Origin of the sequence: Halorubrum hochsteinianum, assembly GCF_023702125.1 — an archaeon.
Lineage (GTDB): Archaea > Halobacteriota > Halobacteria > Halobacteriales > Haloferacaceae > Halorubrum > Halorubrum hochsteinianum.
On the sequence record NZ_CP098415.1, the window covers coordinates 156,302 to 173,471 of the forward strand.

Below are 17,170 nucleotides of genomic sequence, written 5' to 3' on the forward strand. Positions count from 1 at the left end.
TCGCGGGCGGCCCGCTCGTTTTCAGTCGTCGTCGACGCGTCTGGCCCGCTCGCTGAGCGTGAGGAACGCCACGGTCCCGACGAACGCGACCGTAAATCCGAGGACCGAGCCGTCGCCGGCCCCGGTGTAGTGCGCGAACAGCAGCGGACTCGTGGACACGCCGAACAGGCCGACCCCGTACCCCAATCGGTCGACTCGGTCGTCGAACCGCGGCGCTTCCGCGAGCAGCGAGAGGTCGAACGCGACGTGGAAGTACGTCACTCCGGCGTAGATTGCGGCCGTGCCGGCCGACACGGGAACGGACGAGACGAGGCGGTGAACGCCGAGACCGACGAGGAGGCCGACGCCGGCCGCGACGAGGAGGGCGCGTTTCACGGCCGTCCGGTTCGACGCCGGTCGGAAAAACCCGGCGTCGGCGAGGGAACGTTCGCGGAGGGGTTCCGTGCGGTGAGGGAGCGCTCGGAGGGTGGACGCCCGCGGCGTCAGTGCTCCTCGTACGCGAGGTTCATCATCCACTGGGAGAAGGCGTCGGCCTGCGCGTCGACCTCCTCCTCGCCGATGAACGGCGAGAGCATGTCTCCGGCCATCAGAAGCGAGAAGTCGAGATCGCGCGGGGCCGGCTCCAGGTAGTAGGTGTTGTGCCCCTCGTAGACTGTGTCCTCGCGCCGGATGACGCCGGCCTCCTCTAAGCTCTCCGCGATGCGGCTCCCCTTCCGCGAGGAGACGTCCAACTCCTTCCAGAAGTCGCTTTGGTGGATCCCGCCGGTCTCGCGGATGAGTTCGAGGCCGGCGCGCTCGTCCGCCGACAGGTCGGACTCGATTTCGGACCGCTCATAGTTTCACACGCCTCCCGAATCGCTTAAAACTGGCTTTCCGCACGGAGACTTCGATCCCGCCGCGCCGGCTCGCTCCGGTTCGCGCCCCGCCTCACTCGCCGGCGAGCGCGAAGTCGGCCGGCAGCGACACCGGCTCGGTCGGCGTCTCGCAGGGCGGGCCGTCGGCGTACGCGACCTCGGAATCGTCGCCCGTTCGGACGCTGGTGAACGACCGCGTGCCGAAGTCGTCGCCGTGGAGGCAGGCGTCGTACTCGTGGTCCGCGAGGATCTCGCTCGCGCGGTCGAGCCACGACGCCCCGGACTCGCCGGGCTCGGGGACGAGGGCGGCCGCGACCCGTCTGGCGCTGTCGGCGCGCTCCTCGCCGAACTCCCGCCGCCGCTCGGGAATCGCGAACCGCTCCGCGCCGTTCACCACGCCGCCGACGTTGCCCACGACGTGGACGCCGGGATCGAGCCGGGTGACGACGAGGCGGCCGTCGTACGTCAGCAGGAACGCCGCCCGGTCGTCCGCGAGGACGAGGTTGAACCCGTCGTACGCGCGCTCGTTGAGGTCGTCCTCGACCGTTCGCACCGCCTCCTCGGCGGAGTCGGCCGTCAGGCAGTCGCGGACGAGCAGCCCGCGGGAGCGGTCGCCCTCGCCGTCGGCATCGAGCCACCGGTTCGTGACGGCGACGACGAGTCCGCCCTCGGCGACGCCGATCCACGTACCGCCGGCCTCGGCGTCGCGCGGTGCCAGGTACCGGGCGTTCTCGCCCCGGAGGGCGGGCGGTTCGCTCGGGCGGTCGAGCGCCTCGTCGCGGGTCGCCGCGAGCGCGACGGGCGCGTCACCGAACGTCCGCCACGCGAGGGTCAGGGTACACACGGCGTCCGATACGCGCGACCGGCATGAAAACGCCACGGAGGATCGGGCGCTACCGTTTACTCACAATAAAAGAAATCTTTTGTCGGCTGACCTCCTGAGTCGATTCATGAACGCGATTGCCGTCTACGAGGGAGCCGACGAACCGGTCGTGACCGAGAAGCCGCGACCGGCCCCCGCGCCCGGCGAGGCGCTGGTTCGGACCCTCCGAGTCGGCGTCGACGGGACCGACCACGAGGTCATCGCCGGCGGACACGGGGGCACCCCCGCGGGCGAGGACCACCTCGTCTTGGGCCACGAGGCCGTCGGCGTGATCGAGGACCCGAACGACACGCCGTTTGAGGTCGGCGACGTCGTCGTCCCGACGGTGCGGCGGCCGCCCAACGGTGCCAACGAGTACTTCGCGCGCGGCGAGCCGGACATGGCCCCCGACGGCGAGTACCACGAGCGCGGCATCGTCGGCGCGCACGGCTTCATGGCGGAGTACTTCACCAGCCCGGCCGAGTTCCTCGTCGAGATCCCGCCGGAACTCGCGGAGTGGGGCTTCCTCGTCGAGCCGATATCGATCGCCGAGAAGGCACTCGAACACGCCTACGCCTCCCGGTCGGCGTTCCACTGGGACCCCGAGTCGGCGCTCGTCCTCGGGAACGGGTCGCTCGGGCTGTTGACGGTCGCGGCCCTCGACGAGTCGTTCGACCGGAGATACTGCCTCGGGCGGCGCGAGCGCCCCGACCCGACGATCGACATCATCGAGTCGCTCGGGGCGACGTACGTGAACTCCAACGAGACGCCGATCCCCGAGGTGCCCGACTCGCACGAACCGATGGACCTCGTCTTCGAAGCGACCGGCTACGCGCCCCACGCCTTCGAGACGATCGAGGCGCTCGCGCCGAACGGCGTCGGCGCGCTCCTCGGCGTCCCGGGCGACTGGGAGTTCGAGATCGACGGCGGCCGGCTCCACCGCGAGTTCGTCCTCCACAACAAGGCGCTCGTCGGCAGCGTCAACTCGGGCTACGGGCACTTCGAGTCGGCGATCGAGTCGCTCTCGGGGTTCTCGGAGTCGTTCTTGAACGATCTGGTCACGGGCGTCCACGGGCTCGACGACTTCGAGGCCGCGTTCGCGGATGACGACACGACTATTAAAACGGCGGTCGAATTCGGGTCATATGAAGAACGTTGACGACCTGATAGACAGCGCCGCCGAGCTGGCGGAACACGGTCTCTCGAAGGGCGAAATCGCGGACGAACTGAACGTCTCCCGGGAGACGGCCAGCTGGCTGGTCGAGCGCGGCGGCGGGGCCGACGCCGCCGAGTCGGTGGGCGAGACGACCGCGTCCGCCGACATCCACGTCGACTGGTCGGCGCTCGGTCGCGACTCCACGCGGCTCGGCTACGCGGCGAGCGCGATGGCCGACCTCCTGGCAAAGCAGGGGGAGGCGGTCGACCTCACCGTCGGGATCGAGAAGGCCGGCGCGCCGCTCGCGACCGCGGTCGCGGACCGGCTCGACACCGACCTCGGCACGTACGCGCCCGCGAAACACCAGTGGGACGAGGGCGACATCGACGAGCAGGGGGGCGGCTTCTCGCGGAACTTCGCGGCCATCCGCGACCGCGACTGCTACGTCGTCGACGACATCATCACGTCGGGGACGACGATGCGGGAGTCGATCGACGCGATCCGCGAGCAGGGAGGCGAACCCGTCGCCTGCGTCGTGCTGGTCGACAAGAGGGGGTACGACGAGATCGACGGCGTGCCCGTCTACTCGCTCGTCGACGTGGTCCGCGTCGACCGCGAAGAGTAACGGGACGAGCGACCCCACGAAGCGCGCGCATTCCCGTTCTCTCCGCTTCCGGCCTCTCTCTCCTTCCGGTGGCGCGTGCTCGCGAGCGGCGCGGAGCGCCGCGAGACGGCACCCGCGAGGGAGTCGGCGGTCCGAAGCGAAGCGGAGGACCGCCGACGAGGCTGGGGAGGCGTGAGGTGCGGTTGCTGTGCGGGGCGGGCGGGGCTCGAGGGGCCAGTCGCCGCGTGAGATCCGACCGTCGCCTTCGAACCGAACACGTTCGGTGCGGAACCCATTTGCCTCGGTAGCGCGTACACGTCTGTATGACGTTCAGTCCCGAAACAGACGCCGACCCCGAGGAGATCGACGAGCGCGTCGAGACGGTCATCGCCGACAACGACGTGGTGCTGTTCATGAAGGGGAACCGCCTGATGCCCCAGTGCGGCTACTCGAAACGCGCCGTCGAACTGATCGGCCAGCACGTCGAGGAGTTCGAGACGGTCGACGTGCTGCCCGCGCTGCCGCAGTACCGCGAGGCGCTGGAGTCGCACAGCGGCTGGGAGACGATCCCGCAGACGTTCGTCGACGGCGAGTTCGTCGGGGGGAGCGACGTGCTCGCGGAACTCGACGAGCGCGGCGAGCTCGCCGCCGAGCTGGGTGCCGACTGAGGCTCCGATCCGGCGTCCGGACCACACGCCACCGAGCCGAATCCGCTCCCGATCCTTGCTATTGGAAGGGCAGGCCATATAAACCCACGGTGCCTACATAGGGTAGAAGCAGCCGTTGCCGCTGCCGCCCCGACCACCGGTTCGACCCCACCGCATTCCACAAACAATGACAGGCCGCGTGTTCCGACTTCATTCGACGCTCGAACTGCCACTCGAAGACGTAGAGACGTACTTCGACGAAGATCCCGACCTGCCGCCGGAGATCGACGACATCGACATCACGCGTCGAAACAACACACTCATCATCAAGGCCCTGTCCGACGACGAGTCGATCAGCAAGTACACCCCGACCGCACAGCTGAAGGCGTCCGTCACGGAGACGCGCGTGTGGGAGGAGGAGCCGCCCCGCGCCGGCGGCCCGCAGTGGATGGACGACGAGGAGGAGGAGATCCCCTCCGAGCTGGTCGAGTTCGCCTGCTTCAAGGGCGACCGCGAGACCGTCCTCCAGAACTCCGCGCTCCAGTACCCGATGTTCCTCGTGCTCCGCGAGATCGCGACCCTCTCCGAGAAGGGCACGCTGACGGCGATCACCGAGGAGGACGACGAGCTCGAAGCGACCCGGATCGTCGAGGGCGAGCGGCGTCCCGCGAGCATCGAGGTCGTCGAGAGCCCGCAGGGCTCGGGCGAGGGCGACGGCGGCGTCAACTGGCGCGACAACGAGTTCATCTCGGACTGAAACGGCGCGCTCGGCGCGCATCGGGACGTCCGCCCCGCCGTCCCGCTCCACCGACGCTCAAACGGCGTCCGACCGTCGACCCTTTATGGGTGCGTCTCCCCCCCACAGTCATGACCGACTGGGTGAGCCTCTTTTCCGGCGGCAAGGACTCCTCGTGGGCGCTGTACCGCGCCCTAGAGGAGGGACTCGACGTCTCGCGACTGCTGACCGTCCGCCCCGCCGGCGACTCGTACATGTACCACACGCCGGCGACGGAGCTCGCCGCGCTCGCCGCCGAGAGCGTCGGGATCGACCTCGTCGAGGTGTCGCCGGACGACTTCGGCGCGGGCGACGTCGACGACGCGGGCGCGCAGGGGGACGCCGAACTGGAGCCGATGGAGGCGGCGCTCCGGGAGATCGCCGCCGAGAGCGACGTCGACCTCGCGGGCGTCACCGCCGGCGCGGTCGAGAGCGAGTTCCAGACGAGCCGCATTCGGGCGATGTGCGACCGCCTCGGGATCGACCTGTTCGCGCCCCTGTGGCAGCGGGACCCGGTCGAACTCGCCGAGGCGATGTTCGACGCCGGCTTCGAGATCCGGATCGTTCAGGTGGCGGCGTACGGCCTCGACGAGTCGTGGCTCGGGCGGCGGTACGACGCCGACGCGCTCGACGACCTGCTCGCGCTCCGCGAGGAGTACGGCGTCCACCCGCTCGGCGAGGGCGGCGAGTTCGAGACGTACGTCGTCGACGGCCCGCACATGGAGCGCCGCATCGACCTCACCTACGACGCGGTCTGGGAGGGCGACCGCGGGCACGTCGAGATCCGAGACGCGCGGTTAGAATAGTCCCTGTCCGCCGTCGAACCCCCCGTTACGGCCAGTTTCCGGCCTGATCGTAGGCGTTCACGATACGGCCGATGCCGACGACGTACGCCGCGGTGCGGAGGTTCGGGACCTCGTTTGACTCGTAGGTGTCGACGAGCGTGTCGAATGCGTCCGTGATGACGCGTTCCAGCTCCTCGTTGACGCGCTCCTCGGTCCAGCCGAACCGCTGTCGGTTCTGGACCCACTCGAAGTAGGAGACGGTGACGCCGCCCGCGTTCGCGAGGATGTCGGGGACGACGTGGACGCCGCGGTCGGCCAGCACGTCGTCGGCGTCGGGCGTGAGCGGCCCGTTGGCCGCCTCGACGATCAGGTCCGCGCGCACGTCGGCCGCGAGGTCGCCGTCGACGGCGTTCTCCAGCGCGGCCGGGACGAGGCAGTCGACGTCGAGCGTGAGCAGTTCGTCGTTCGTGATCGCGTCGGTGCCGTGGTAGCCGGTCACCGATCCGGTCTCGGACTTGTGCGCCTTCACCTCGCGCGGGTCGAACCCGTCGGGGTCGTGGATTCCGCCCGAGGAGTCGGAGACCGCGACCACGTCAGCGCCGAGGTCGTCGAGCAGCGCCGCGGCGACGGAGCCGGCGTTGCCGTACCCCTGAACCGCCACCGTCGCGCCCGAAAGGTCGCGGCCGAGCCAGTCGAACGCCTCGCGCGCGGACAGCGCCACCGAGCGACCGGTCGCCTCGACGCGCCCCTCGCTGCCGCCGGAGTCGATCGCCTTCCCCGTGATGACCCCGGGCGCGGTGGTGTTCTCCAGCGTCTCGTAGGTGTCTTTGATCCAGTTCATCTCCCGTTGACCGGTGTTGACGTCCGGCGCGGGGATGTCGCGGTCCTCGCCGATCATCGGGCGCAGCTCGGTCGCGAACGCGCGGGTGATCCGCTCTAACTCGTCGGCGGAGTAGTCGGCCGGATCGATCGCGATCCCCCCCTTGCCGCCGCCGTACGGAACGTCGACGACGGCGCACTTGTACGCCATCCAGCCGGACAGCGCCTTCACCTCGTCGCGGGTGACCCCCGGGTGGTAGCGGATCCCGCCCTTGTACGGGCCGCGGTCGCCGTTGAACTGCGAGCGGTACGCGCGGACGGTCTCCAGCGAGCCGTCGTCGCGCTCGAACGTCAGATTCGTCTCCAACACCCGCTCCGGGTTCTTCAGGCGCTCGATGACGCCCGGGTCGGTCTCGAGGACCGCAGCCGCGTCGTCCACCTGCTCTCGCAGACTCTCGAACGGGTTCGCCTCCGAACTCATACGTTTACGTCTCCGCGCCGGTGGTTAATTGTGACGACCGCGGGGGTCGGCGGGCCGCGCCGGCACGACGCCCGGCGTCAGTAACCGCCGTCCGGACGACGGTCGCCCTCCGGCGCTCGGTCGAGGATCCGCTCCGCCTGCGCGATCAGCGGCGCGTCGATCATCTCGCCGTCGACCTCGAAGACGGCCTTCCCCTCCGACTCCGCCTCGTCGCGGGCATCGAGGACGGCCGTCGCCCACTCGACGTCCTCGGGGTCCGGGGTGAACGCCTCCGTGATCGGTCCCACCTGCGCCGGGTGGATCGCGAGCTTCCCGTCGTAGCCCAGCCGCCGCGCGAACGACGCGTCCTCGCGGAGCCCCCCGTCGTCCGAGAAGTCCGTGTACACCGTATCGAGGGCGTCGACGTCGGCCGCGCTCGCCGCGAGGACGACGTGTTCCCTCGCGTACAGCACCTCCGTCCCCTCGTCGGTCCGGGTCGCGCCCACGTCGGCCGCGAGGTCCTCGGCCCCGAACGCGAGCGCGTCGGTCGCGTCCGCGGCCGCGATCGACTGCGCCGAGAGGACCCCGGCCGCCGTCTCGACGAGCGCGAACACCGCGGGGTCGCGCCCCCGCTCGGCGCAGCGGTCCGCGACGGCCGCGACGCGGTCGGCGGACTCGACTTTCGGGAGCATCACCGCGTCGAGCCTGACCTCGGCCGTTTCGGCCGCAGCAGCTCTGTCTCCCGCGCAGCCCCCCAACACGCCGTCGAGGTCGGCCGCGGGCGACTCGGCGGTCAGCCGGACGCACACCTCCGCGTCCGGGTCGAACGAGGGGTCGGCGAGCACGTCGGCGACCGCCGCCCTCGCCTCGTCCTTCCGGGCGGGCGCGACGGCGTCTTCGAGGTCGAAACAGATCACGTCGGCCCCGGCCCCGGGGGCCTTCCGCATGAGGTCCGGGCTGTCGCCGGGGGAGAACAGGAGGCTTCGGCGTGGCATGTCCCGTGGTCCGCGGGCAGACGGCTAAAAACCGCCGGCCGGGTTCCAATCGGGGCGCGATTCGTTGCGCTCACCTCCGGCCACGTCGTCGCGCTCGCGTCACCCGCCTCGGAAGAGAGCGGTACCGATTTTACGCGGCCGGTCGACCGCGGGAGCATGACCGGACGCTACTACGAGGAGTTCGCGGTCGGCGAGACCATAGAACACGCGAAGCGACGGACGATAAGCGAGGCCGACAACCAGCGCTTCTGCGACATGACGATGAACCAGCAGCCGCTCCACCTCGACGCCGATTTCGCCGCGGAGACGCAGTTCGGCGAACGGCTCGTGAACGGGCTGTACACCATGTCGCTCGCGGTCGGGATCTCCATCCCGGAGACGACCGACGGGACCATCGTCGCGAATCTCTCGTACGACGGCGTCGAACACCCGAACCCGGTGTACCACGGCGACACGATCCGCGCGCGGTCGACCGTCGTCGACAAGCGGGAGACGAGCGACGGCGAGCGCGGCGTCGTCACCATGCGCGTCGAGGCGTTCAAGATCGTCGACGGCGACGACGACGTCCTCGTCTGCGAGTTCGAGCGGACGGTCCTCTCGGAGAAGCGACCGGAAGGAGACGACGAGGGAGACGAGTCGGCCGACTGACCGGCGCGCCGGTCAGTCCCCGTCCGCGGCCAGCAGCAGTCCGAGGTAGGAGGTGCGCACCTGTTCTTCCGCGTCGAGGCCCAGTCGGTCGAGCGCCTCGACCGCCGCCTCGCGCGCCGCGTCGACCTCGCGCTCCTCGTCGACGGCGCGCTCGATCTCGACGTACTCGTCGAGTCCGGTGACGGCGTCGAGCGTCACCGTGAACCCGTCGTGCGACCAGAACTCGCGGCGCTTCTCCACCGTCGCGGCCGGCTCGAATCCGAGGCCGGAGAGGACCGCGTCGAGCGCCTCGCTGTCGTCGACGCCGGTCTCGTGTTCGGCGCGCGTCTTCGAGGCGTCCTCGATGAGGGGTCCTTTATAAGTAACCGTCGCCGTCGCGTCGCGGTCCCGCGCCGCCAACGATACTCCGCCTTCCAGCGGCGTCTCGCGTCGGATGCGGAGCGCCTCGTCGGTCTCGGCGAACTCGCGGTGGGGCGCGTCGTAGTAGGTGTCGCGCTGGAACCGGGCGTCGACGCGCTCGGCACCGGCCGCGCGGAGCCGCTCCCGGGTCGCGTCGAGGTCGGCCGGGACTTTGATCTCGACTTCGTACACGGTAGTGCGTGCGGCCGGCGCGTTCAAAAGGGACCCGGGACTCTGCGGAGCCGCCCTCGGGTCGCGCAGAGCCGCCCTCGGGTCGCGCGGAGGACGACCGGCGGGTCCCGCGCGCCGGCGCGTGAGCGCCCGAACCGCCGCCGTTTCCCGGTCGTCGGCCGCCCTCGCGCCGAACCGTGCTTCTTAAGGGTGTAACAGGTGACCTTCAGGTATGAGCGATCAGGAGCAAGCGGACGCGGCCGACGAGGCCGAGGAGACCGAGACCGAGACCGACGCCGGACTCGAAGACGGCGACTTCGTCCGCGTCGCGTACACGATCCGAACGGCCGACGACGGTCGCGTCATCGACACGACCGACAAGGAGACGGCCGAGGACGCCGAAATCGACGTCGACGAGTACGAGTTCGAGCCGCGCATCATCGCGCTCGGTGCCGGCCACGTGTTCCCCTCCGTCGAGGAGGCGTTCGTCGGCGGCGCGGTCGGCGACGAGGGCACCGTCGACGTGCCCGCCGAGGACGCCTTCGGCGAGTACGACCCCGACGAGGTCGAGACGGTCAAGGCCGACAAGATCCCCGAGGACGACCGCTTCCCCGGGGCGCAGGTCCAGATCGACAACCGGCAGGGCCACCTCGAGACGATCATCGGCGGCCGCGCCCGCGTCGACTTCAACCACCCGCTGGCCGGCGAGGATCTCGAGTACGAGTACGAGATCCTCGAAGCCATCGACGACCGCGAGGAGCAGGCGTCGGGGATGCTCGGCATGTACCTCCAGGAGGCCCCCGAGGTCCGCATCGAGACGGTCACCGAGGAGGAGGAGACCGTCACCGAGGACGACGACGGCGAGGAGACCGTCGAGACCGAGGAGGTAGAGAAGGACGTCCTCTACGTCACCGCGACGCAGGCGATGCAGATGAACCAGCAGTGGATGTTCCAGAAACAGCAGATCGCGCAGGACCTGATGGACCGCCTCGGCCTCGACCGCGTCGTGATCGAGGAGGTCATCGAGGGCGGCGGCATGGGCGGTCTCGGCGGCATGATGGGCGGCATGGGCGGCGGTGCCGGTGACGTCGACATCGAGGAGGCGCTCGAGGACGTCGACGTCGACGCCGACGAGATCGTCGACGAGATCGACGAGGAGTAGTCGACCCCGACCCGCTCGGTCCGTCCGAGCCACTCGATTCTTTCGCGGCGTATCCCCTCCCGAGGAGCCGCCGCAGTCGTGCGGTTTCGCGTCCCCGACCGAGCCGCGGAGCGGCGCGACCGGCGAACAGATCCCTTTTGCCCGCCCGCCCGCCCACACCGCACATGGAGATCGAACGGGCGCGCGAGGACGCGCTGGTCGCCGCGAGCGCCGCGGCGGCGACGGTCGCGGTCGCGCTGCTGTCGAGTTTCACCGACCTCGTCGCGGTCGGGCGGCTCCCGACGCTGGCACCGATCGCCGTGTACGCGCTGTACCTCTTCTCGCGGAAGGGCGGCCCGTACGGCGCGCTCGACACCGCGCGGAACTGGGCGGTCGCCGCGGTTGCCACGGGCGTCGCCGTCCTCGCCGCTTCCGCGGTGATCTGAGTCGAAAACCGAACCGGACCGATCTGCGGCCGCGTCGCGCCCCCGCCCCGCTTCGCCCCGGCTCAGGCGATGTCGCGGCTCGTGTCGACGGCGACCTCGTCGGTGAGCTTCAGCTTCAGGGGCTCTTCGAGGGCCGCGCCGCCGCGGAACTTGGAGACGACGAGGCGGTTCGCGATCTCGGTCCCGGTGACCGTGGTGCGGAGGTCGAACACGACGTCGGCGATCTGCTCCGTGACCCGCCTCGTTCGAGGGTCCTCGCCGCCGCGGAGCGCGTGGAGCAGCGCCACGCCGTCGGCGTCGTCGACTCGGGACCGCACCCCGTCGAGGAACTCGGCGTACGCCGACGGGGCGGTCTCCGCCTCCAGCGGCTCCACGGAGTCGACGATCAGCGTCCCGTTCTCGGGGAGGTCCTCGGTCAGCGACGCCGCCTCGTCGAGGTCCCGGGCGTCGTTCGGGGCCTCGACGGTCGTCTCCTCGACCCCGTCGGGGCTGAGCGCCGCCTCCACCGCGCCGGCCGACCGGACGGTCGTCAGGTACCGACACCGTCGGATCCTCGCGAACCGGTTCAGGATGAGCTCCGACTGGCTGTCGGGGTTCGCCTTCAACACGACGACGCTACCGCTCGGGAGCCCCCCGCCGAACTGCCGGTCCAGCACCGAGATCCCGGTCGGTAGCGTCACCATACGATCGCTGCCGCCCGTGGACGTTTGGGTCTGTCGATGGCGGCTCTCTCGGCCGCCGACGGCCCCGTCGTCCCCCGTTCCGACGCCGCTCGTTCCCGCGACCCTCACGCGATCCGCCACCCCGTCCCCGCCGCGGTCCCGGCGAGCCGACGAGCGAGGTCGTCGTACGCGCTCCGGACGCTCGGGTCGGTGAGCGGGGCGGCCCCGCCGTCCGGTATCGCCCCAAGGACGGGACAGCCGAGCAGCGACGCCACCTCGTCCGGGACGTCCGTCTCGCCGATCACGACCGCGCCGAGCGGCGGGCAGTCGAGGCGCTCCGCTATCGCCGCCGTCTTCGCTGCGTCCCGGAGCGCGGCACGCCGGAGCGGCGTCGCGATCAGCGCGCGGTCCGCCGCCCGCAGCGGCGCGGCCACGTCGGGTGACGCCCCGGCCGGACAGTCGAGCAACACCGGCGCTGGATCCGGCGTCGCGCCGTCCAACGCGTCGAACGTCGCGTTCGCGTCGACCGACTGCGGGGCCTCCGGGGCCGCGAGGACCGTCGGCTCGGCGCGGTCGGGCCGCACCGGGTCGCCGCCGCGAGCCGCGTCGAGGACGGTCCGCGCGTCCCCCCCGACGGCTCCCGATCCCGGTCCGACGGTCGCCGAATCGGCCCCGGTCTCCGCGGCCAGTCGCGCGAGGTTCGGGAGGTCCCAGTCGGCGTCGGCCGCGACCACCGGAGCGCCGCGCCGCGAGAGCGCGCGGGCGAGCCCGAGGGTAGTCGTCGTCTTTCCGCTTCCGCCCTTGCCGCCGGCGACGGCTATCACGGGCGGTGTGCGTCGCTATCCGGGATAAATAGTCGGGAGAATCGCCCCGCGCGACGGCCGGTCGGTCACGAACGCGACCGCTCGTGACTTCCGCCCCGCCGCCGGTCAGTCCTGACAGCAGCCGCCGGCCTCGCCGCCGAAGTCGACTGCGAGCGGTTCCGAGATGGCCTCGTTGACGGCTTCGAGCGTGTCCTCCAGCTCGTCTTGCGCGTCGAGGTACTCGCTCATCACGGGCATCGCGTGGAGTTCGTCCTGCGCCTCTTGGACGCGCTGGAGCCCCTCGTTCGTCGCCTGTCCGGACTGCCGCGCCTGCATGAACTCCGCGCGAAGCTGCTCGAACTCGTCGATCCGGCTCTGGACTTCCTCGTCGCGCTGGACCGCCGCTCTCGCCTCTTCGAACCGCTCGTACTCCGGGGTTTCGGCGATCCGCTCGCCGAGCTCTCGGCCGAGGTCCTCGATTGAGACCTGTTCGACGCTCATACCCGAACGTCGTGACCGAGCGGTTTGAACCTGCCGGAGCCGGGGGTCGGGGTCCGATTTCGGCGTCTCTTACGCCCGCGACGCGACGAACTCGACGACCGCTTCCAGCTCTTGGAGACCGATCCCGTGTCCGCCCGGGAAGCTCCCGTGAGTGACGGCGGCGTCGACCTCCTCCAGCCGGTCGACGGCGGCGTTCGTCCGCTCGTCGGGGATCACGCGGTCGCCCGCGCCCGCCCCGACGAAGACGGGCTTGCCCTCGATCCCGTCCGGATCCAGGTCGCCGTGCGACTCCGGCAGGTAGCCGTGGAGCGCGACGACCCACGCGTAGCGGTCCGGGTCCTCCAAGAGGAGCGAGAGGCTCGTGATCGCGCCCTGGCTGAACCCGAGCAGGCCGATCCGGTCGGCGTCGAGCCCGTAGGCGTCGACCGCGGCCTCGACGCTCTCGACGATCCGGTCGAGGCTGCGCCGGAAGTCGGCGGCGTCGGGCTGGCTCGATTCCAGCCCGCCGGCCGAGAGGTCGAGTTCGTACCACGTGTACCCGCCCTGGAGCGGGTCGGGCGCGCGGAGGCTGATCACGTGGAGTTCGTCCGGGAGCTCGGCGGCGACCGGGAGCAGGTCCTCCTCGTCGGCACCGCGGCCGTGGAGGACGAACACGGCGGGTGCCGGCTCGCCGTCCGCGCCCTCGTCGGGCGCGAGGTGAACGTGTTCGAGCGGAACGTCTGTCATCGTCCGGGGGTTGACGGGGGCAGCCGTTAGGTCCGTCGGCCGCGGCAGGGACGGAAGCGGTGTCGCGAGTGGGATCGGGCGACGGCGCCCGACGCTTCCACCAGTAACCGGGACCGGTTACGCCACCCGTCCCCGAACGCGCCGTTTAACCGTCCTGCCGCACAATTCGCTCAGTATGAGCGGCTCCACGGAGGGCGACCTGACGAAGACGGGGATGGCCCTGAAACACGACCGCGAGTGGGACTACGAACTCGACCGGATCCTAGAGGCCATCGAGGAGCGGGACGCGACGAAGGTCGGCCTCCAGTTCCCCGAGGGACTCAAGCGGCGCGGCCCGAAGGTCGCCGACGACCTCCGCGAGGTCGCCCCCGACGACGTGACGTTCATGCTGTCGGGACAGCCGTGTTACGGTGCCTGCGACCTCGACACGTACCTGATGCGCCGGACGGACGTGTTCGTCCACTTCGGCCACACGCCGATGAAGGAGTCCGACAGCATCGTCTACGTCCCTCTGTTCTCGAACGTCGACCCCTTCCCGATCATGGAGGACGCGCTGGCGGAGGAGCTGTCCCCGCCGGAGGAGGACGCCGACGTGGGCCTCGTCACGACGGCCCAGCACATGAACCGGTTCGAGGAGATGACCGACTGGCTGGAGGAGCGCGGCTACGAGGTCCACACCCGCCGGGGCGACGACCGCCTCACCAAGGAGGGGCAGGTGCTCGGTTGTAACTACGCCTCCGCGGACATCGACGCCGACCAGGTGCTGTACGTCGGCGGCGGGAAGTTCCACCCGGTGGGCCTCGCGATGGAACACCCCGACAAGCGCGTCGTCATCGCCGACCCCGTCAACAACGCGGTGTCGGTCGCGGAGCACGACCAGTTCCTCAAGCAGCGCTACGCCGCGGTCCACAAGGCGATGGACGCCGAGAAGTGGGGCGTCATCTTCTGTACGAAGATCGGACAGGGCCGGTGGGAGACGGCCCAAGAGATCGTCGACAACAACGAGAACGCCTACCTGATCACGATGGACGAGGTGACGCCGGACCGCCTGCGGAACTTCGACATGGACGCGTTCGTCAACACGGGCTGTCCCCGGATCACGACCGACGACGGCCCGCGGTTCCACAAGCCCATGCTGACGCCGGGCGAGTACGAGGCCGCCATCGGCGAGAAGCCGCTCGACTCGATCGAGTTCGACACGTTCCACGACACCTGGTAACGGCTCCGGCGTACCCTTCGTCATCGGCCGCTTCTGCCAGATCCTCGGCGCTTTAGTTCCCCCGATGAGACGTGTGCCGTAATGGCGAACGACGGACACATCGGGACGACGCACATCGGAAGCCTGCCGCGACCGCCGGCGCTGCTCGACCTGCTCACGAGACGGCAGGACGGCGAGGACGTGGACGACGAGGAGTGGCAGGCGTCGGTCGAGGAGGCGACGCGCGACGTCGTCGACCGACAGGTCGAGACGGGGCTGGATTCGATCAACAACGGCGAGCAGTCGCGCGTCTCGTTCAACTGGTACGTCGCCGACCGCCTCAGCGGTATCGATGGGACGCAGGAGACGGAGCTGTGGGCCGACCTCCAGGAGTTCCCCTCCTACGCCGAGGAGACGTTCAAGACCGACGTGATCGACCTCTCCGAACACCCGGTCGTGGACGGGCCGATCGAGTACACGGGCCGCGAGGAGGCAGAGGCCGAGATCGACGGACTCACCGACGCGCTGGCGGCCGCCGACCGCGATGTCGACGACGCGTTCATGACCGCGGCGTCGCCGAGCGTCGTCACCGCGACGCACGTCGACGAGCACTACGGCGACTACGAGGAGTACCTCTTCGCGGTGGCGGAGGCGATGAAGACCGAGTACGAACTCGTCGCCGACGCCGGCGTCACCCTCCAGATCGACGCGCCCGAACTGCTGACGGTCGGCCACACCGCGGCGTACGCGGACGAGCCGCTGGAGGCGGCCAAGGACGCGACCCGGCTCCACGTTGAGGCGCTCAACGAGGCGCTCGCGAACGTGCCCGCCGAGCAGGTCCGGCTCCACACCTGTTGGGGGAGCTACGAGGGGCCCCACCACCTCGACACCGACCTCGCCGAGATGCTGCCGCTGATCTACGAGGCCGACATCACCGGACTCAGCGTCGAACAGGCGAACCCCCGCCACCAACACGAGTACCGCGCGTTCGCGGAACACCCGGTCCCCGACGGCTGGACGCTGATCCCGGGCGTCGTGGACGTGAAGACGAACATCATTGACCACCCGGAGACGATCGCCGACCGCCTGGAGCGCGTCGCCGACGCGGCCGCGGAGGGGACCCCGCTCGTCGCCGCGCCCGACTGCGGGTTCGGCACGCAGGCCGGGATCGGCATGGTCGACCCCGAGATCGCGTGGGCGAAGCTCGACGCGCTCGTCGAGGGCGCTGAGATCGCGAGCGAGCGGCTCGCTTGAGGGGACCGCGGCCGAAGTTACCGGTCAGACCCGACCGCATCCTCGACGTACGCGACCGCCGCCGCGGGCGAGTCGACGGCCGCGACGCCGTCGATGTCGTGGGTGTCGATCCCCGCCACCGGACGCCCCTGCGCGAGCGCGAGTCCGATCTCCGAGAGCGTCCCGCTCGCCCCGTCGACCGCGATCGCGGCGTCGCCGTTCATCACGACCAGGGCGTTGCGCGCGTGGCCGAGTCCCGTCGCGATCGGCGTCGTGACGTGCGGGTTCGCGTCCCCGCGGTCGTCCGTCGGAAGGATCCCGATCGTCTCGCCGCCCGCCTCGCGAGCGCCGCGACAGACCGCCTCCATGACACCGCCGAGGCCGCCGCAGACGACGGTGTGACCGCGCTCGCCAAGGCGCTCGCCGAGGGTCTCCGCGACCGCGGCCGTCCCCGGACCGATCGAACTGCCGCCGATGACGCTGACGCGCATGGGTCGACGAGCGTTCCGACGGGTGGTAAAACCGACTGCTGGCCGCTACTGTCGGTGCGAGCCGCGGGATCGCGGCGATTCTCGTCGCCGAGACGGGCACTGAAACCCTTATCCCTGCTCGCCGTGAACGGAGGCTATGACGTACGATACCGTCGTGTTCGACAACGACGGTGTCCTCGTGGGCCGCACGCGCTTCGACGTGCTCCGGGACGCGACCCGGAACGCGTTCGAAGAGTGCGGCGTCGAGGAGCCCGATCCGGACGACGTAGAGCAGATGACCATCGGTGCGACCCCCGGCAGCGTCGGTACCGTCTGTCAGACGTACGACCTCGATCCGGGGTCGTTCTGGCGGACGCGCGACGACGTGGTGTCGCGAGCGCAACAGCAGGAGGCCCGCGAGGGACGCAAGACCCCGTACGACGACCTCGACGAACTTCAGGACCTCGACGTCGAGATGGGGATCGTCTCCTCGAACCAGCAGGCCACCGTCGACTTCCTCGTCGACCACTTCGACGGGTTCGATCGCATGGGAGCCGCGTACGGCCGCGAGCCGACGATCCACTCGCTCCAGCTCCGCAAGCCGAACCCGCACTACATCGAGCAGGCGCTCGGCGACCTCGACGCGGGCAACGCGCTGTTCGTCGGCGACAACGAGTCCGACGTGCGCGCGGCCGAGAACGCAGGGATTGACTCCGCGTTCATCCGCCGCCCCCACCGCCGCGACTGGGAGCTGAACGTCTGGCCGACCTGGGAGATCGAGGACCTCTCCGACCTCCACGACATCGTGGAGTGAG

22 protein-coding genes are annotated in these 17,170 nt (G+C 70.2%); 11 read left to right on the forward strand and 11 right to left on the reverse strand.

All coding sequences use genetic code 11. The features are described from left to right. Positions 1–21: 21 nt before the first annotated feature. The 3 genes from NAF06_RS00825 to NAF06_RS00835 form a co-directional block, all read right to left on the reverse strand. Positions 22–375: a hypothetical protein gene (locus NAF06_RS00825; protein ID WP_008585967.1), complete on the reverse strand. Its 354-nt coding sequence runs from the start codon at positions 373–375 to the stop codon at positions 22–24. Between the two features lie 107 nt (positions 376–482). After that, positions 483–821: a helix-turn-helix transcriptional regulator gene (locus tag NAF06_RS00830; RefSeq protein WP_049908844.1), complete on the reverse strand. Its 339-nt coding sequence runs from the start codon at positions 819–821 to the stop codon at positions 483–485. A gap of 106 nt (positions 822–927) precedes the next feature. After that, complete coding sequence (locus tag NAF06_RS00835; protein ID WP_008585965.1) at positions 928–1,698, reverse strand: NRDE family protein; 771 nt, start codon at positions 1,696–1,698, stop codon at positions 928–930. A 106-nt stretch (positions 1,699–1,804) separates the two neighbouring features. Between NAF06_RS00835 and NAF06_RS00840 the strand changes: the two genes are divergently transcribed. The 5 genes from NAF06_RS00840 to NAF06_RS00860 all read left to right on the forward strand — a co-directional run bounded on the left by NAF06_RS00840 (position 1,805) and on the right by NAF06_RS00860 (position 5,704). After that, positions 1,805–2,875 (forward strand): glucose 1-dehydrogenase, encoded by a 1,071-nt coding sequence (locus NAF06_RS00840; RefSeq protein ID WP_008585964.1) that lies wholly within the window; start codon positions 1,805–1,807, stop codon positions 2,873–2,875. Continuing rightward, positions 2,862–3,497: a transcriptional regulator GfcR gene (gene gfcR, locus NAF06_RS00845; RefSeq protein ID WP_008585963.1), complete on the forward strand. Its 636-nt coding sequence runs from the start codon at positions 2,862–2,864 to the stop codon at positions 3,495–3,497. The genes NAF06_RS00840 and gfcR overlap by 14 nt, the downstream gene beginning before the upstream one ends. Positions 3,498–3,799: 302 nt before the next feature. Beyond that, the gene (locus tag NAF06_RS00850; RefSeq protein WP_006628704.1) at positions 3,800–4,144 is read left to right on the forward strand and encodes a glutaredoxin family protein; all 345 of its coding nucleotides are present in this window, start codon (positions 3,800–3,802) and stop codon (positions 4,142–4,144) included. A 166-nt stretch (positions 4,145–4,310) separates the two neighbouring features. Further along, a complete protein-coding gene (locus NAF06_RS00855) occupies positions 4,311–4,880 on the forward strand; it encodes a DUF7110 family protein (RefSeq protein WP_008585962.1) in 570 nt (189 codons plus the stop codon). A 110-nt stretch (positions 4,881–4,990) separates the two neighbouring features. Beyond that, positions 4,991–5,704 carry a diphthine--ammonia ligase gene (locus tag NAF06_RS00860; protein WP_008585961.1) on the forward strand — a complete coding sequence of 238 codons (714 nt, stop codon included), beginning with the start codon at positions 4,991–4,993 and terminating at the stop codon, positions 5,702–5,704. A 25-nt stretch (positions 5,705–5,729) separates the two neighbouring features. Here NAF06_RS00860 and NAF06_RS00865 read toward each other — a convergent pair whose 3' ends face one another. Both NAF06_RS00865 and NAF06_RS00870 read right to left on the reverse strand, forming a co-directional pair. Further along, on the reverse strand, positions 5,730–6,983 hold the full coding sequence (locus NAF06_RS00865) for a Glu/Leu/Phe/Val family dehydrogenase (RefSeq protein ID WP_008585960.1): 1,254 nt from the start codon (positions 6,981–6,983) through the stop codon (positions 5,730–5,732). A 77-nt stretch (positions 6,984–7,060) separates the two neighbouring features. Further along, positions 7,061–7,957, reverse strand: coding sequence for an HpcH/HpaI aldolase/citrate lyase family protein (locus NAF06_RS00870; RefSeq protein ID WP_049908843.1), 897 nt, complete (start codon positions 7,955–7,957; stop codon positions 7,061–7,063). A gap of 156 nt (positions 7,958–8,113) precedes the next feature. Between NAF06_RS00870 and NAF06_RS00875 the strand changes: the two genes are divergently transcribed. Continuing rightward, positions 8,114–8,605 carry a MaoC family dehydratase gene (locus tag NAF06_RS00875; protein WP_008585958.1) on the forward strand — a complete coding sequence of 164 codons (492 nt, stop codon included), beginning with the start codon at positions 8,114–8,116 and terminating at the stop codon, positions 8,603–8,605. 12 nt (positions 8,606–8,617) lie between these two features. Here the strand turns inward: NAF06_RS00875 and cyaB are convergent, their stop codons facing one another. Beyond that, positions 8,618–9,196 carry a class IV adenylate cyclase gene (gene cyaB, locus NAF06_RS00880; protein WP_008585955.1) on the reverse strand — a complete coding sequence of 193 codons (579 nt, stop codon included), beginning with the start codon at positions 9,194–9,196 and terminating at the stop codon, positions 8,618–8,620. Positions 9,197–9,407: 211 nt separating this feature from the next. Between cyaB and NAF06_RS00885 the strand changes: the two genes are divergently transcribed. Then, positions 9,408–10,337, forward strand: coding sequence for an FKBP-type peptidyl-prolyl cis-trans isomerase (locus NAF06_RS00885; RefSeq protein WP_008585954.1), 930 nt, complete (start codon positions 9,408–9,410; stop codon positions 10,335–10,337). 164 nt (positions 10,338–10,501) lie between these two features. Continuing rightward, positions 10,502–10,762: a DUF8049 family protein gene (locus NAF06_RS00890; RefSeq protein WP_008585953.1), complete on the forward strand. Its 261-nt coding sequence runs from the start codon at positions 10,502–10,504 to the stop codon at positions 10,760–10,762. 62 nt (positions 10,763–10,824) lie between these two features. On the opposite strand, the gene NAF06_RS00895 is transcribed toward NAF06_RS00890, so the two are convergent. The 4 genes from NAF06_RS00895 to NAF06_RS00910 form a co-directional block, all read right to left on the reverse strand. Beyond that, complete coding sequence (locus tag NAF06_RS00895) at positions 10,825–11,445, reverse strand: RAD55 family ATPase (protein ID WP_008585952.1); 621 nt, start codon at positions 11,443–11,445, stop codon at positions 10,825–10,827. Positions 11,446–11,549: 104 nt separating this feature from the next. Next, complete coding sequence (locus tag NAF06_RS00900; RefSeq protein WP_008585951.1) at positions 11,550–12,248, reverse strand: MinD/ParA family ATP-binding protein; 699 nt, start codon at positions 12,246–12,248, stop codon at positions 11,550–11,552. A gap of 105 nt (positions 12,249–12,353) precedes the next feature. Further along, the gene (locus NAF06_RS00905) at positions 12,354–12,728 is read right to left on the reverse strand and encodes a YlbF/YmcA family competence regulator (protein ID WP_008585946.1); all 375 of its coding nucleotides are present in this window, start codon (positions 12,726–12,728) and stop codon (positions 12,354–12,356) included. A gap of 69 nt (positions 12,729–12,797) precedes the next feature. Further along, a complete protein-coding gene (locus NAF06_RS00910) occupies positions 12,798–13,454 on the reverse strand; it encodes an alpha/beta hydrolase (RefSeq protein ID WP_008585944.1) in 657 nt (218 codons plus the stop codon). Positions 13,455–13,629: 175 nt separating this feature from the next. Here NAF06_RS00910 and dph2 point away from each other — a divergent pair, with 175 nt between their 5' ends. Together dph2 and NAF06_RS00920 are read left to right on the forward strand one after the other, a co-directional pair. Next, complete coding sequence (gene dph2 / locus NAF06_RS00915) at positions 13,630–14,673, forward strand: diphthamide biosynthesis enzyme Dph2 (RefSeq protein ID WP_008585933.1); 1,044 nt, start codon at positions 13,630–13,632, stop codon at positions 14,671–14,673. 81 nt (positions 14,674–14,754) lie between these two features. Beyond that, positions 14,755–15,906 (forward strand): cobalamin-independent methionine synthase II family protein, encoded by a 1,152-nt coding sequence (locus NAF06_RS00920; protein ID WP_008585932.1) that lies wholly within the window; start codon positions 14,755–14,757, stop codon positions 15,904–15,906. 17 nt (positions 15,907–15,923) lie between these two features. Here NAF06_RS00920 and NAF06_RS00925 read toward each other — a convergent pair whose 3' ends face one another. Further along, positions 15,924–16,376, reverse strand: a complete 453-nt coding sequence (locus NAF06_RS00925) for a TIGR00725 family protein (protein WP_008585927.1) — start codon at positions 16,374–16,376, stop codon at positions 15,924–15,926. A 136-nt stretch (positions 16,377–16,512) separates the two neighbouring features. Between NAF06_RS00925 and NAF06_RS00930 the strand changes: the two genes are divergently transcribed. Beyond that, on the forward strand, positions 16,513–17,169 hold the full coding sequence (locus tag NAF06_RS00930) for an HAD family hydrolase (protein ID WP_008585926.1): 657 nt from the start codon (positions 16,513–16,515) through the stop codon (positions 17,167–17,169). Position 17,170 lies beyond the last annotated feature (1 nt).

What these genes read in the sequence shown, in the direction of transcription:
- NAF06_RS00850 (WP_006628704.1), top strand. Translation starts at nt 3,800, where the DNA reads ATGACGTTCAGTCCCGAAACAGACGCCGACCCCGAGGAGATCGACGAG.
- NAF06_RS00840 (WP_008585964.1), top strand. Translation starts at nt 1,805, where the DNA reads ATGAACGCGATTGCCGTCTACGAGGGAGCCGACGAACCGGTCGTGACC.
- NAF06_RS00885 (WP_008585954.1), top strand. Translation starts at nt 9,408, where the DNA reads ATGAGCGATCAGGAGCAAGCGGACGCGGCCGACGAGGCCGAGGAGACC.
- NAF06_RS00905 (WP_008585946.1), bottom strand. Translation starts at nt 12,728, where the DNA reads ATGAGCGTCGAACAGGTCTCAATCGAGGACCTCGGCCGAGAGCTCGGC.
- NAF06_RS00895 (WP_008585952.1), bottom strand. Translation starts at nt 11,445, where the DNA reads ATGGTGACGCTACCGACCGGGATCTCGGTGCTGGACCGGCAGTTCGGC.
- NAF06_RS00865 (WP_008585960.1), bottom strand. Translation starts at nt 6,983, where the DNA reads ATGAGTTCGGAGGCGAACCCGTTCGAGAGTCTGCGAGAGCAGGTGGAC.
- dph2 (WP_008585933.1), top strand. Translation starts at nt 13,630, where the DNA reads ATGAGCGGCTCCACGGAGGGCGACCTGACGAAGACGGGGATGGCCCTG.
- NAF06_RS00870 (WP_049908843.1), bottom strand. Translation starts at nt 7,957, where the DNA reads ATGCCACGCCGAAGCCTCCTGTTCTCCCCCGGCGACAGCCCGGACCTC.
- NAF06_RS00930 (WP_008585926.1), top strand. Translation starts at nt 16,513, where the DNA reads ATGACGTACGATACCGTCGTGTTCGACAACGACGGTGTCCTCGTGGGC.
- gfcR (WP_008585963.1), top strand. Translation starts at nt 2,862, where the DNA reads ATGAAGAACGTTGACGACCTGATAGACAGCGCCGCCGAGCTGGCGGAA.
- NAF06_RS00855 (WP_008585962.1), top strand. Translation starts at nt 4,311, where the DNA reads ATGACAGGCCGCGTGTTCCGACTTCATTCGACGCTCGAACTGCCACTC.
- NAF06_RS00860 (WP_008585961.1), top strand. Translation starts at nt 4,991, where the DNA reads ATGACCGACTGGGTGAGCCTCTTTTCCGGCGGCAAGGACTCCTCGTGG.
- NAF06_RS00910 (WP_008585944.1), bottom strand. Translation starts at nt 13,454, where the DNA reads ATGACAGACGTTCCGCTCGAACACGTTCACCTCGCGCCCGACGAGGGC.
- NAF06_RS00890 (WP_008585953.1), top strand. Translation starts at nt 10,502, where the DNA reads ATGGAGATCGAACGGGCGCGCGAGGACGCGCTGGTCGCCGCGAGCGCC.
- NAF06_RS00875 (WP_008585958.1), top strand. Translation starts at nt 8,114, where the DNA reads ATGACCGGACGCTACTACGAGGAGTTCGCGGTCGGCGAGACCATAGAA.
- NAF06_RS00920 (WP_008585932.1), top strand. Translation starts at nt 14,755, where the DNA reads ATGGCGAACGACGGACACATCGGGACGACGCACATCGGAAGCCTGCCG.
- NAF06_RS00925 (WP_008585927.1), bottom strand. Translation starts at nt 16,376, where the DNA reads ATGCGCGTCAGCGTCATCGGCGGCAGTTCGATCGGTCCGGGGACGGCC.